Source organism: Microbacterium alcoholitolerans, from assembly GCF_050408615.1.
Classification (GTDB): domain Bacteria; phylum Actinomycetota; class Actinomycetes; order Actinomycetales; family Microbacteriaceae; genus Microbacterium.
The window spans coordinates 1,527,827-1,539,868 of the sequence record NZ_JBNTKD010000001.1 but is presented as its reverse complement, the minus strand read 5'-3'; the positions used below and the strand labels follow the sequence as shown (position 1 = coordinate 1,539,868).

Here is a 12,042-nt window from a genome sequence, read left to right as displayed (position 1 = left end):
TCGCGCTGGTTCGACGGAGGTCCCGCGAGCAGTTATGATTGCATGACGTGCTCGGCTCCGGTCGGCACATGGAGACGTCGCATAGTCAGGCCTAGTGCACCACCCTGCTAAGGTGGAGTCCTCGCAAGGGGACCGAGGGTTCAAATCCCTCCGTCTCCGCCAAAAATCCGGTGTTCGGGACGCAGTCTCGGACCCCGGATTTTTCGCTGTGGCGGGTGGTGCTTTGTCGCCCCAGGGCCCCACGCGGCCGGAGGCTCCGCGCCGCTTTCGCGCTCAGAGTCCGCCGAGGCCGTGACGGTGCGTGGAGTGGCGCGAGATTAAACTCCTCCGTCCCGCCATTGTCCTGACCGCCGACCAACACAACCCGATTTGCCTTGGTACGTACTAATGCGTAAGGTACATACGAACGTACTTTCAAGGAGGAAGAGTGCTCGAAGACGCACGGTCAGAGGTGATCGAGTACGCACAGCGCATGACGCGCGACGGACTCGTCAAGGGAACATCCGGCAATGTCTCGGTGCGCGAGGGCGACTTCGTTGCGATCACGCCGGGAGCAACCGACTACGCCGCGATGGAGATCGCAGACATCGTCGTGGTCGATCTGGCCGGAGAAGTCGTCGACGGGCGGCGCAATCCTTCGTCCGAGCTCGAGCTTCACCTTGAGCTGTATCGGGGCCATGCGGCTCAGGCCGTCGTTCACACACACTCCACCTTCGCGACGGTTGTGTCCGTGACGAAAGACGAACTGCCGGCGATTCACTACATGGTCGCCTCCATGGGCGGCCCCGTTCCGGTGATTCCCTATCGCCGCTACGGATCTGCTGAGCTCGCCGCGGAGGTTTCCCAGGCGATGACCGGCCGAAGCGCGCTCATTATGGGTAGCCACGGCGCTGTCACCATCGGCGCAAGCCTGGCACAGGCGTACACGCGCAGCCTCAACCTCGAGTGGATGTGCCAGGTGTACGTCGAATCAATCAACTTCGCCGAGCCGCGCCTTCTCGACGGCATCGAAATCCGACAGGTCGCCGAACGCATGCAGACGAAGGGATACCTCGCGAAATGACAGACCACACGATTCTCATCACGGCGCCGTTCACCGAACCCGAACGCGAGCGCCTCGCTGGACTCGGGCGAGTGATCTACCTCCCGTGGACCACGAAAGGCGTGCCGCACACGGAAGACGAGATGGTGGCGCTGGTCGCCGAGCACAAGCCGGCCGCGATCGTCGTCGAGCTCGATCCGATCACCGATCGCGTCCTCGCCACGGGCGACGTCGCGGTGGTCGGATGCTGCCGCGCCGGTGTAGTGAACGTCGACGTCGACGCCGCACGGAAACGTGGCGTGCGCGTTCTGCGGACTCCCGGACGGAATGCGGAGGCGGTTGCGCAGTACGTCGTCGGGATGATGATCGTCGCGCTGCGCAACATCGTGCCCGCCCGCGAGTGGCTGCTCGACGGCGAGTGGGGCAAGGGCGAGCGCCCCTACCTGAAGTTCCGCGGTGAGGAGCTCGGAAGCAAGACCGTCGTCCTTCACGGATACGGCGCGGTCGCACGCCGTGTGGCAGAGCTGCTGCAGCCCTTCGGGCCGCGCATCCTCGCGATCGATCCGTACGTGACCGATCCGGGCGCGTCGAACGTCGAGATGGCGTCGACGGACGAGGCCTACCCGCAAGCCGACATCCTCTCGGTTCATCTTCCCGTCACCGAAGAAACCACCGGTGCGATCGGCGACGCGCTGCTGTCGTCGCTGCCGGAAGGGGCGCTCTTCATCAACAGCGCTCGCGCTGCCGTCGTGGACTACGAGGCTCTGGAGAACGCCGTCAACGGACGGCGCCTGCGCGCGGTGCTCGACGTCTACCGGCAGGAGCCGCTGGCGGACCTCGATCACGACCTAGTGCGTCACCCCGCCGTGATCGCGACGCCGCATCTCGCCGGCGCGACCCATGAGGTCGTGATGCATCACTCGGTCGCCATGACCGGCGCAGTGACCGCAGCACTCGCAGGCGATCCGGTCGAGCCGCGATTCGTCGCGGTCTGAACCTCTCTCTTAACGCAATGGCGCGAAAGGACACGAGAATGACAGTGCGAACGGCGCAGGCCTCCCGCGGTCAGCTGATGCTGATCTCGGTGGCCTCCGCGCTGCTCTTCCTGATCGTGTGGCAGGCGGTCACGATGACGGGGATGGTCTCCTCGCTCGTGCTGCCCTCACCCGTTCAGGTCGTGCAGCGAGCGGCCGACCTGGTGACGTCGCCCTATGAGGGCGAGACGCTGGTGGGCCATGCGTGGGCGAGCCTGCTCATCGTCACGACCGCATGGCTGGCAGCGATCGTCATCGGATGGCCCCTAGGCGTCTGGATCGGATGGTCCGCAGGAGCGTCACGCGTGATCGGCGGCATCATCGAGGTGGTCCGCCCCATCCCGCCGGTCGCATGGATTCCGCTCGCACTGATCTGGTTCGGGCTGGCACCCACCGGCAAGGTATTCGTGGTGTGGCTCGCAGCCGTCATCCCGTGCATCATCAATGCGCAGGAAGCCGTGCGTCGCGTCGATCCGCTGACAGTCTCGGCCGGTCGCGTGCTTGGCGCCTCGCCTCTGACGATCCTGCGGACGATCGTCGTGCCGGCGGCGCTGCCGTTCATGCTCACAGGCGCGCGAATCTCGCTCGGAAGCGCCTGGATGACGCTTGTCGCCGCGGAGCTCCTGGCGAGCGTGTCGGGGCTCGGGTACATGATGCAGGCCGGTCGACGCAATCAGCTTGCCGACGTCGTGGTGGTCGGGATGCTGGCCGTGGGCCTCCTCGGAGCCGCGACCGGGCTCTTTCTGCGCTGGCTCGAGAAGCGGGCACTGCCCTGGGCGGTCGAGGCACGATGAACACGATACACATGCGTCACTACATGCAGAGCATCGCGGGTGTCTTCGGGTTGGTCGTGGTCTGGTGGCTCACCACCGACGGCCTTCGTCTGGTCGACGCCACCACTCTGGCCTCGCCCGTTGCGGTTGCGATGTCGATCGTCGACCTCGCCGTCGACAGTTTCGCCGGCGACACTCTGCTCGGGCACTCGCTCGCGTCGCTCACGCGCTGGTTCGCGGGAGTGTTCCTGGGCTGCGCGATTGGTGTGCCGCTCGGAGTGCTCATGGCGTGGAACCGCCGCGTGAACGCCTTCGTCTCGCCGATTTTCGAAGTTTTCCGCTATATCCCTCCGTTCGCTTGGGTGCCGTTGGCGATCCTCTGGTTCGGCACGAGCCTGACATCGCAGGCCGCCGTCGTCGCGATCGCGGCAATCCCGCCGGCCCTGCTCAACGCGCACAAGGCGATCTCGCAGCTCGACAGCACGATGCTCAGCGCATCCGCCGTTCTCGGAGCATCTGATGCGCGCACGCTCATGAAGGTCGCCGTGCCGACGGCGGCTCCGGGCGTGCTCGCCGGCGTGCGGTTGGCGTTCTCGAACGGCTGGATGGCCCTGGTCGGCGCCGAGCTCGTCGGCGCCCGGTCCGGGCTCGGCTATGTCATCAGCCGCGCCCAGGCAAACCTCTCCACAGAAGTGGTGATCGCCGGAATGGTCACGATCGCGGTCATCGGCGTGATTGTAGACATCGTTCTGCGCAAGGCGACCGACCGCCTACTCGGCTGGACAACAACCTCACAGGAGCAACGATGAAAGACATCTCCATCCGCGATCTCACGGTCACGTTCGGGTCGGGCCCTGAGGCCGTGCATGCGCTCGGCCCGCTGGATCTCGACATCCGCGCCTCCGAGTTCCTGGCGATCGTCGGGCCCAGTGGTTGTGGGAAGAGCACGTTGCTGCAGGTGCTTGCCGGTCTTCTGAAGCCGAGCAGCGGCATCGCCGAATGTGGCGGTGACGCGATCACCCGCCCCGGCCCCGACCGGACGGTCGTCTTCCAGAAGTTCGCGCTGTTCCCGTCGATGAGTGTGCGGCGCAACGTTGAGTACGGCCTGAGGGTCAAGCGTGTGCCCGAGCGCGATCGCTCCGCTCGCGTCGACGAGCAGCTCGCCGCGGTCGGGCTCTCGGACTTCGCTGACTCGTACCCGCACCAGCTCTCCGGAGGCATGCAGCAGCGCGTCGCGATCGCCCGTGCTCTCATCATGCGACCCGAGGTGCTCCTGCTCGACGAGCCCTTCGGCGCCCTGGACGCACAGACGCGCACGGTCATGCAGGAAGACCTCGCGGCACTGACCGTCGCGAACCAGACGACGAGTTTGCTGATCACGCACAGCGTGGAGGAGGCCGCGTACCTCGCCGATCGCATCGTGGTGATGTCGGCCCGTCCCGGGCGGATCAAACGCATCATCGACAACCCGCACGCTGCCCAGTGGCGTCATGACGGCGTCGACGAGGCGATGCGCCATCCGGAGTTCGCCGGGGTGCGCGACGAGGCCTGGCGCCTTGTCCGTGAAGAGATCACCGTTCCGGGGCGTCGCTCTCCGGCAACCAACCAGAAAGAAGGCATTCAATGAAGAAGCGGTCTAGCCTGTTCTCGATCCTCATCGGCGCGACGACGGTCGCCGTGGCCCTCAGCGGGTGCACGGCCGGCGGAGCCGAGCCCGGCGCCGAGGAACGCGACCCGATCCGACTGACGACGATGCCCGCGCCGAGCGGGTTCCCGGTCTGGCTCGCGGGTGAGCTGGGCTTCTACGAGGAGAACGGCCTCGATGTTCAGGAGATGAGCTACTTCCCCAGCGGAGCACCCATGCTCGAGGCGGGACTGGCCGGGGAGTGGGATGCGGGATATATCGGCGGGCCGCCAGCCATCGTCGGAGGCGCACGCTGGGGAATGATCACCGGCGGTGTCGAGGCTGAGGAATCGGGCATCCACGCCATCTATCAGCGCGCCGGCGCCGGCGCGGACGACCTGGCTGGCGGGACAGCTCTCCTCGCCACGGGATCCACGGGGCATCAGGTGCTCGAAGCGTGCCTCGAGGAGAACGGCACCTCGCTCGACGAGATGCAGGCGGTTTCGCTGGAGATGCCCAACATCGTCAGCACGTTCGAGCGCGGCGAGGGCGACCTCGCACAGGTGTGGGACCCATTCCTCGTTCGCATGGACGAGCAGTTCGAGCGTCTGTGCTCGGGCGACGAGCTGGGCGTCGATGTGTTCGTCGTGTACCAGCTGCACCCCGATTTCGTCGAGAGCAACCGTGACGCCGCCGTGCGCTGGCTCGAAGCCGTCTATCGTGCGAACGAGATGATGTCGACGGACGTCGACGAGGTCATGCCTCTCATTCGCGAGTTCCTCGACGAGCAGGGCGTGGAGATTGACGACCCATCGCTGGAGCTCGCCATCAGCGGCCGCAACTGGATGAGCTTGGAAGAGGCCGCCGAGCTGAACAACAGCGGCGGCACCGAGGACGGACTGCGCGCCACGGCGGAGTTCCTTTCGTCCATCGGCAACCTCGACGAGGTGCCCGAGTTCGACTTCATCGATACGGAGCTTCTCAACGAGGCTCTCGAGTATCGCGCGTCCAAGTGAGCACCGGCGTGACTGGTGTCTTGACGGCCCCGCAGATCGAGAAGGCTCTGCGCCGGGCCAAGGTGGACTGGGCCGTCTCGGTGCCCGACTGGGTGCAGCTGCCGCTCTACCGGCATCTGCAGCAGGGCTCGGACATGTCGGTCGTTCCGACGTGCGCCGAAGACGAGGCGATCGCCGTGGCGGCCGGTCTCTCGCTGACCGGCGCGGTGCCGGTCGTCCTCATCCAGAATCAGGGGTTTTACGCCGCGGTCAACAACATCCGCGCCATCACGCTGGACGGCGACATTCCGATGGTGTTCATCGTGGGGCAGTTCGGCCTGGAGGCCGCGAAGATCGGCCGGCCCTTCAACGAGTCCGGCCGCCGAGTCGTGCGGATGCTGCCGCGTCTGCTCGACGCGATGGAGCTGCCCTGGCGTCCGCTCGATGACGAGGCTGACCTGGCTAGTGTCGATTGGGCCTACGAGCAGCGTCGCAACGGCAGGTCGGCTGTGCTGGTCATGAGTCGTAACCTGACGTGGGAGGATGCATCATGAGCGCCGTGCCATCCATCGACGGATCGGATATCGCGACGACGGCCGCGGAGGTGTGCGAGGGCGCAATCTTCGTTACGACGATGTCGAGCATCGCACTGCTGGACGCGGTTCCCGGCGAGCGCGACGTGTTCCCCGCCGTCGCGATGATGGGCGCGGCCTCGACGCTCGGACTCGGGATCGCCCTCGGGCGCCCCGACCGGACCGTCGTCGTGCTCGACGGCGACGGATCCCTCCTCATGGAGCTGGGCAGCCTCGTCACCATTGCCGCGGCCGCCCCGGCCAACCTCATCCACGTCGTGCTCGACAACGGCGTGTGGTTCGGCGGGACGGGCGAGTTCGCGCACCCCGGCGTCGGACGCACAGACTTCGTCACGCTCGCGGAGGGGGCGGGGTATCAGTCGGCGTGCTCGGTCGACGACGTAGCGTCTCTGGCGACGGCGCTCGCCCACGCCGAGGCGGTCGACGGGCCGGCCTTCATCCGGGCGGCGATGACACCGGCCGGCGGCAAACTGTGGTCGGCGGACAACCCGCAGCCGGACCTCCCCGACGCCTATTTCGATCGGGTTGCCCGGCAGGCTGCACAGCTGAAGGCGTCGCTTCGGGAAGAGCCGACACCAGAATGATCGTCGCGGTCGACGTCGGGTCGGGATCGGTGCGTGCGGGTCTCGTGGCGGAGGAGGGCATCGTGCACGTTGCTCGTCGCACGGGGGCGCTCGCGGTGACCCCGGGCCGGCTCCTCGGCCTCGATCTGATGAATCTGTGGGCACGTATCGCTGATGCGCTCGCCGAGGTCGCGGTCGTCGCCGACGAGCGCGGCGTTGCCGTCGATGCGCTGACCTGCACCGCGATCCGCTATGCCACGGTGTGGTCCTCACCTGAGTCGGAGAAGAGCTGGTCGCAACAGAGCTGGGCGAACCTTGCCCGCGCGGATCGAATCGATGTCGACGTATTGCAGGCTTCGTTGACGCGGCACGACGTAGGGCGACTGGGCGGCTGGCCCACGGCGCTCTCCCTGTCCAGCCGCATCGCGAGTGCGCGACGGTGGGATCTCTCGCCGCCGGAGGAGTCGGTGCCGCTGTCGGTGAGCAGCTGGATCCTCGGCCGCATGGGCGCCGTCGCACATATCGATGACGTGAGTTGGGCCGACGGCCGGGTCGATGCGCGCAACGCCCCATGGGCGCTTCCGAGGCGCTCGGCGGGCGCGATGGTGGGGGAGTACAACGGCGTGATCGCCGGAACCGAGCGCTGGCGCGGTGCGCGTCTCGCAGTGAGCCCGCCCGACACGGTCGCGGCGCTTCACGCGCTCGGCGGACTCGTCCCGGGCGACGCCGTCGCGATCGCAGGCACGACGACACCGGTGGTCGCTGTCGCAGCGGACGACGACACGGAGTCCTCGGCGAGCATCGACGAGGCGTCCTGGCTCCCGTTCGCCGAGGGGCTCCGGCTGGCGGAGAGCAACGCAGCCCGAACCGGGGAGTCGGTGCGGGCAATGTCGCTGCTGTTGGACGAGCGCGGGGATGTCGCGGTCGAGCGGATCGGAACCGTGCGCTCGTTCCTCGGCCAGACGCTGGTCGCGCCCCGCCGACTCGGGGAGTCCGCGCCGGCGCAGGGAATCGAGTTCCAAGAGTCGTTCGCCCAGGCCGATCGAGGCGACCTCATGAGATCGGCGATCGAGGCGAACGCCTGGGCAACGGACACGCAGCTCCGTCGTGTCGAGCACCAAGCTGGGCGGCCCGGCCGGCGTTTCGTCTGCGGAGGACAGACACGCTCAGCGGCCTTCCTACGACTGCTCGCGGCTGCGGGCGGGCGACCGGTCGAGGTCGTCTCCGCGGAGGTCACGCTGCTGGGGGCGGCGGTGGCCGCCGCCAGTGTGCGCGGTGCTGAGCCTTCCGTTGTCGTGGTGGAGCCGGATATCGATGTGGCACAGGAGCCGCAGTTGTGGGCGCGCCGTTGGTGGGAGCGTTACGAGCCCGCAGCGCCGAGGAGAGATGGTTGTTATGAATGACAGACTCGCACAGCGGAGGGCCGACGCCTTCGCGCTCGTCCGGCGCGATGCCGCACCCCGCTACTCACTCGTGGAGGCACACCTGCGTGAGCAGATCAGCGCCGGCACGCTGCGGCCGAACGACCGTCTGCCTAACGAAACTGACCTAGGCGTGCAGTACGGAGTATCGCGATCGGTGATTCGGCAGGCGTTGGATAACCTCGAGCGCGACGGGCTGGTGGTGCGGATGCGAGCGAAGGGAACGTTCATCACCGAACCAGATCTGTCGTTGCCCGCCGACTTACTGTCGTCCTTCTCCCAGGAGCTTGAGCTGCACGGGATCATGGCGTCGTCGCGCGTACTCGCCTATGAGATCCTGCCCGCCGATCCGAGCATCGCAAAGCTCCTCGAGATCGACGAGGGCACGCGAATCCCCTACGTCGAACGTTTGCGGCTCGGAGACGGTGATGTGCTCGGCTGGGACGCCACGTGGATACATCCGTCGATGGAGCAAAGCGTCGCGCATATGGACTTCGAACACGACGTGCTTTTCGACTCCTATCGCGCCGCCGGGCGCATTGTCCATTCGGTCGAACGCCGCGTGCGCGCGGTCACCGCTGGCAAGGATCTCGCTGCCAAGCTCTTGGTGAAGGAGGGGGCGTCCCTGCTGGAGATCGCCCGTCTGGTGCGCGACATTTCCGGCGTGGTTCTCGACCGGCAGGTGAGGCTCTATAGGGGCGATCGCTTCAGTCTCGCGCTTGATGCGCCAGGGGCGGGCCCCAGCCCCGATATCTCGTTGAATCCCCGACTTCGATTTGATGGGTGATGTTGTCGCTCTGATCCTCCTCGGAGTTCTCGTCGGGACGTTGATCGGCGGCCTGGGCGGAGGAGGCGGCGTGATCGCCGTGCCCATGTTCATCTGGATCTGCGGAATGGCGCCATCGGATGCCGGGACGATCTCATTGATCGCCGTCGCAGCAGCGGCGCTGATCGCCGTCGCCCTCGGCACCATCTCGCGAGAAGTGCGATGGCGATGGGCGATCGCCTTCGGCGCGCTCGGGCTTGTCGGTTCGTTCCTCGGCAGCGCACTCGCGCTCGTCGTCGATGACTTCGTCATCTTGCTCGCGTTCGCGGCCGTCGTCCTTTTCGCCACGGTGCGCTTCGTGGTGGGGATCGTGCGCGACAAGCGGCGCGTCGGCGTAGGGCCGCCGGCTCGTGGTCTGGCTTCGGCCGCCGCCGTCGGTATCGGTGCGGTGACGGGGCTCGTCGGCGTCGGGGGAGGATTCCTCATCGCTCCCGCTCTAATGAGCCTCGTGCGCATGGCGCCTCGAGCGGCGATAGCGACGTCGTCGACGGTTATCCTGTTCAATTCGCTGTCCTCTCTAGGCGCTCGCGGCGTGCTGGGCTTCAGTTTCGAAGGCGCGGTTGTGTTACCGGTTCTCGTCGGTGCGTTTATCGGTGGTGTCGTAGGCAAGGCCGTCGCCTCCCGGATATCGGGCGCTGGACTGCAGTATGCGAGCGGCGGACTGTTGGTCGTGTGTTGTCTGGCCGTCGGAGCGTCGGTGGTGCAGTCCGTATGGGCGTCGTGACAGCGGCGGTCGTCGCCCTCTTCGCCGTTGCCGGAGCCGTACACCGCCTCACCGGCATGGGCTTCGCGCTCGTGGTCGTTCCGCCGCTCGTGTTGCTGTTCGGCCCCGACTCCGGCGTCACGCTGGCTGCGTTCGGCGCATTGCTGGCCTCCCTCAGCGTCGGGCTGGGGGCACGGCGCGACACTGATCATTCAGCTGCAGGCATCCTCGTGTTAACCGTGCTCGCAGGCTCGGTTATTGGGGTCGTCGTGGCCGTTGTCACTCCTGCAACCTGGCTGACGATCGCGATCGGGGTGCTCACGCTCCTGGCGGTAATTGCGAGCGCCGTCGTTCGTCTGCGCCGGCCGGCGACGTCGTCGTCAACGCACCCGCGCACGCTGGCCGCGGCGGGAGTGGTCTCGGGCGTGATGAATGCCACCTCTAGCATCGGCGGTCCGCCCCTGAGCGTCGTGGCTTCGTGGATGGGCATGCCCCATTCGGTGTTCGTCTCGACGGTGCAGGTTCCGTTCGTCGTCATGGGGGTCTTCACGGTCGCGGGGCGATCGTTCGCTCTCGGCATCCCGGACGTGCCGTGGTGGCTGTGGCCGCTCATGGTCGCCGCCGTCCTGATCGGCGTCGTGGCGGGTGCGTGGATCGCGTCGCGGGTGCCCGAGAAGCCCGCGTGGATAGCGACGTTGGCAATCGCGGCTGCCGGGGCGGTTGCGTTGGTCGTCAGCGGATGAGATGGTCACCTGTTTGCGCACCAGCCGCAGTCGTTCCCCCCATCCTCCGCAGCTGGATATATCTGGGTCGTTGCGACCACAACAGGCACGTCGGACGCAACGGCGGTCTCACCAATCAGCAGAAGAAGTCGCGGCGGCATGCGTCGGCCTCGCGGCTGAGAAGGTGAAGCTGGGCGGGCCAGCGATAACCAGGACGTCTCGCCGGCCCGCCCCGAAAGATCAGTAGGAGATGACCTGTGGTGCCGAGACGGCCTTGAGCCCGGCAGCTCCGAATTCGTGACCGTAACCGGAGGCCTTGACGCCGCCGAACGGGATATGCGGGTTGACCGTTCCGTGCTGGTTAATCCAAACGGTGCCGGCTTGGATACGGCTGGCGACCTGACGTGCCGCCTCCGTATCGTTGCCCCATACCGATGCCCCGAGACCCTGCTCGGATGCGTTGGCTCGACTGATCGCATCGTCGACGCTGCTATACCTGATCACCGGGATCGCGGGCCCGAACTGCTCTTCGTCGACGAGGGCGGCGTCGTCGTCGATATCGGCCACGACCGTTGCACGGTAGAACAGCGGACCGAGCTCGGATGCCGCTTCTCCGCCGGTGACGATGCGCGCGCCGCGTTCTCTGGCGTCATCGACGAGTCGTGCGACGATGTCGAACTGCTTCTGGTTCTGCAGCGGACCCAGCACGTTTCCTGCCTCGAGTCCCGGCCCCATCGGCATCTCTTCGGCCATGGCCGCGAGGGTCGCCACGACTTCCTCGTACACGGAGTCGTGCACGTAGAGGCGCTTGAGCGCCGCACAGGTCTGACCGGTGTTCAAGAAGATGCCCCAAAAGAGCTTCTCGGCGATCGGGGAAACATCGGTGTCCGGCAAGACGATGCCGGCGTCGTTCCCACCGAGCTCGAGTGTCAGCCGTGCGAGGTTGTGTGCCGAGGATTCCACGATGCGGCGCCCGGTTGCGGTGGATCCAGTGAACATGATCTTGTCGATGCCCGTGTGCGCGGCGATCGCCGCGCCGACTTCACGGCCGCCAGAGATTGCAGTGAGCACTCCTGCGGGCAGGTGACGGTTGAAGATCTCCACGAGTGCTAGAACCGAGAGAGGCGTGTACTCGCTCGGTTTGACGACAACGGTGTTGCCCATACGCAGGGACGGGGCAATCTGCCAGACCGTGATCATCATCGGCCAGTTCCACGGTCCGATTGCTCCGACTACGCCGAGGGGACGGTGGTGCATCTCAGCGCGCGCGCCGTCTGCATCGAAGATGAGCTCGGGTTCCAGTGTGATGTCCGCCGCGCTGCGTGTCCACAGTGCACACGCGCCGACTTCGAAGCGAGCGTTGGGCCCGTCGAGAGGTTTTCCCTGTTCGCGCGACAGCAGGACGGCAAGCTCTTCGAGGTTAGCCTCGAGTTCGTCGGCGATCGCGTGCAGGATCCTGCTTCGTTCGGGATGGCCGAGAGCCGCCCATGCGGGCTGCGCAGCCTGGGCGGTCGTGACAGCTTGGTTCAGATCTGCGACCGTGTGCACGGGGGCGTAGGCGATCGTCTCGCGTGTGGCGGCGTCCGGGATCGGGCGCCCGGCTTCTTCGCTGGCGCTGATCGCGTCCAGAATCGTCGTCGTTGTCGCAGGCACGGCATTCTCCTCTTCGATCGAGACATTCGGTCGTCTCTGCTGGAGATCGTAGACAGCGTCCGATGCCGCCCAGAAGAGGGCCGAAGAGTTCAT

At 66.5% G+C, this 12,042-nt stretch carries 13 protein-coding genes and 1 tRNA gene; 13 read left to right on the top strand and 1 reads right to left on the bottom strand.

Annotation, left to right across the window (positions count from 1 at the left end):
* Nucleotides 1-70: 70 nt before the first annotated feature.
* The 13 genes from ACQUSX_RS07365 (at nt 71) to ACQUSX_RS07305 (ending at nt 10,317) form a co-directional block, all read left to right on the top strand.
* A tRNA-Ser gene (locus ACQUSX_RS07365) sits at nt 71-162 on the top strand.
* Between the two features lie 265 nt (nt 163-427).
* On the top strand, nt 428-1,063 hold the full coding sequence (locus ACQUSX_RS07360) for a class II aldolase/adducin family protein (protein ID WP_428906297.1): 636 nt from the start codon (nt 428-430) through the stop codon (nt 1,061-1,063).
* Complete coding sequence (locus ACQUSX_RS07355) at nt 1,060-2,037, top strand: NAD(P)-dependent oxidoreductase (RefSeq protein WP_428906296.1); 978 nt, start codon at nt 1,060-1,062, stop codon at nt 2,035-2,037. Before ACQUSX_RS07360 ends, ACQUSX_RS07355 begins: the two co-directional genes overlap by 4 nt.
* Before the next feature lie 38 nt (nt 2,038-2,075).
* A complete protein-coding gene (locus tag ACQUSX_RS07350) occupies nt 2,076-2,870 on the top strand; it encodes an ABC transporter permease (protein ID WP_428906295.1) in 795 nt (264 codons plus the stop codon).
* 11 nt (nt 2,871-2,881) lie between these two features.
* The gene (locus ACQUSX_RS07345; protein WP_428906294.1) at nt 2,882-3,658 is read left to right on the top strand and encodes an ABC transporter permease; all 777 of its coding nucleotides are present in this window, start codon (nt 2,882-2,884) and stop codon (nt 3,656-3,658) included.
* Nucleotides 3,655-4,476: an ABC transporter ATP-binding protein gene (locus ACQUSX_RS07340; RefSeq protein ID WP_428906293.1), complete on the top strand. Its 822-nt coding sequence runs from the start codon at nt 3,655-3,657 to the stop codon at nt 4,474-4,476. Before ACQUSX_RS07345 ends, ACQUSX_RS07340 begins: the two co-directional genes overlap by 4 nt.
* Nucleotides 4,473-5,489 (top strand): ABC transporter substrate-binding protein, encoded by a 1,017-nt coding sequence (locus tag ACQUSX_RS07335; protein WP_428906292.1) that lies wholly within the window; start codon nt 4,473-4,475, stop codon nt 5,487-5,489. The genes ACQUSX_RS07340 and ACQUSX_RS07335 overlap by 4 nt, the downstream gene beginning before the upstream one ends.
* A gap of 20 nt (nt 5,490-5,509) precedes the next feature.
* Nucleotides 5,510-6,022, top strand: a complete 513-nt coding sequence (locus tag ACQUSX_RS07330; protein WP_428906291.1) for a thiamine pyrophosphate-binding protein — start codon at nt 5,510-5,512, stop codon at nt 6,020-6,022.
* On the top strand, nt 6,019-6,645 hold the full coding sequence (locus ACQUSX_RS07325) for a thiamine pyrophosphate-dependent enzyme (protein ID WP_428906290.1): 627 nt from the start codon (nt 6,019-6,021) through the stop codon (nt 6,643-6,645). Before ACQUSX_RS07330 ends, ACQUSX_RS07325 begins: the two co-directional genes overlap by 4 nt.
* Nucleotides 6,642-8,027 (top strand): FGGY-family carbohydrate kinase, encoded by a 1,386-nt coding sequence (locus ACQUSX_RS07320; RefSeq protein ID WP_428929958.1) that lies wholly within the window; start codon nt 6,642-6,644, stop codon nt 8,025-8,027. The genes ACQUSX_RS07325 and ACQUSX_RS07320 overlap by 4 nt, the downstream gene beginning before the upstream one ends.
* A complete protein-coding gene (locus ACQUSX_RS07315; RefSeq protein ID WP_428906288.1) occupies nt 8,020-8,832 on the top strand; it encodes a GntR family transcriptional regulator in 813 nt (270 codons plus the stop codon). Before ACQUSX_RS07320 ends, ACQUSX_RS07315 begins: the two co-directional genes overlap by 8 nt.
* Nucleotides 8,825-9,595 carry a TSUP family transporter gene (locus ACQUSX_RS07310; protein ID WP_428906287.1) on the top strand — a complete coding sequence of 257 codons (771 nt, stop codon included), beginning with the start codon at nt 8,825-8,827 and terminating at the stop codon, nt 9,593-9,595. The genes ACQUSX_RS07315 and ACQUSX_RS07310 overlap by 8 nt, the downstream gene beginning before the upstream one ends.
* Complete coding sequence (locus ACQUSX_RS07305; RefSeq protein WP_428906286.1) at nt 9,583-10,317, top strand: sulfite exporter TauE/SafE family protein; 735 nt, start codon at nt 9,583-9,585, stop codon at nt 10,315-10,317. The genes ACQUSX_RS07310 and ACQUSX_RS07305 overlap by 13 nt, the downstream gene beginning before the upstream one ends.
* A gap of 219 nt (nt 10,318-10,536) precedes the next feature.
* Here ACQUSX_RS07305 and ACQUSX_RS07300 read toward each other — a convergent pair whose 3' ends face one another.
* Complete coding sequence (locus ACQUSX_RS07300) at nt 10,537-11,949, bottom strand: aldehyde dehydrogenase family protein (RefSeq protein WP_428906285.1); 1,413 nt, start codon at nt 11,947-11,949, stop codon at nt 10,537-10,539.
* Nucleotides 11,950-12,042 lie beyond the last annotated feature (93 nt).

Bases quoted from the DNA above. Each gene is read 5' to 3' on its own strand.
- ACQUSX_RS07355 (WP_428906296.1), top strand. From the start codon at position 1,060: ATGACAGACCACACGATTCTCATCACGGCGCCGTTCACCGAACCCGAA.
- ACQUSX_RS07350 (WP_428906295.1), top strand. From the start codon at position 2,076: ATGACAGTGCGAACGGCGCAGGCCTCCCGCGGTCAGCTGATGCTGATC.
- ACQUSX_RS07345 (WP_428906294.1), top strand. From the start codon at position 2,882: ATGCGTCACTACATGCAGAGCATCGCGGGTGTCTTCGGGTTGGTCGTG.
- ACQUSX_RS07340 (WP_428906293.1), top strand. From the start codon at position 3,655: ATGAAAGACATCTCCATCCGCGATCTCACGGTCACGTTCGGGTCGGGC.
- ACQUSX_RS07335 (WP_428906292.1), top strand. From the start codon at position 4,473: ATGAAGAAGCGGTCTAGCCTGTTCTCGATCCTCATCGGCGCGACGACG.
- ACQUSX_RS07325 (WP_428906290.1), top strand. From the start codon at position 6,019: ATGAGCGCCGTGCCATCCATCGACGGATCGGATATCGCGACGACGGCC.
- ACQUSX_RS07320 (WP_428929958.1), top strand. From the start codon at position 6,642: ATGATCGTCGCGGTCGACGTCGGGTCGGGATCGGTGCGTGCGGGTCTC.
- ACQUSX_RS07315 (WP_428906288.1), top strand. From the start codon at position 8,020: ATGAATGACAGACTCGCACAGCGGAGGGCCGACGCCTTCGCGCTCGTC.
- ACQUSX_RS07310 (WP_428906287.1), top strand. From the start codon at position 8,825: ATGGGTGATGTTGTCGCTCTGATCCTCCTCGGAGTTCTCGTCGGGACG.
- ACQUSX_RS07305 (WP_428906286.1), top strand. From the start codon at position 9,583: ATGGGCGTCGTGACAGCGGCGGTCGTCGCCCTCTTCGCCGTTGCCGGA.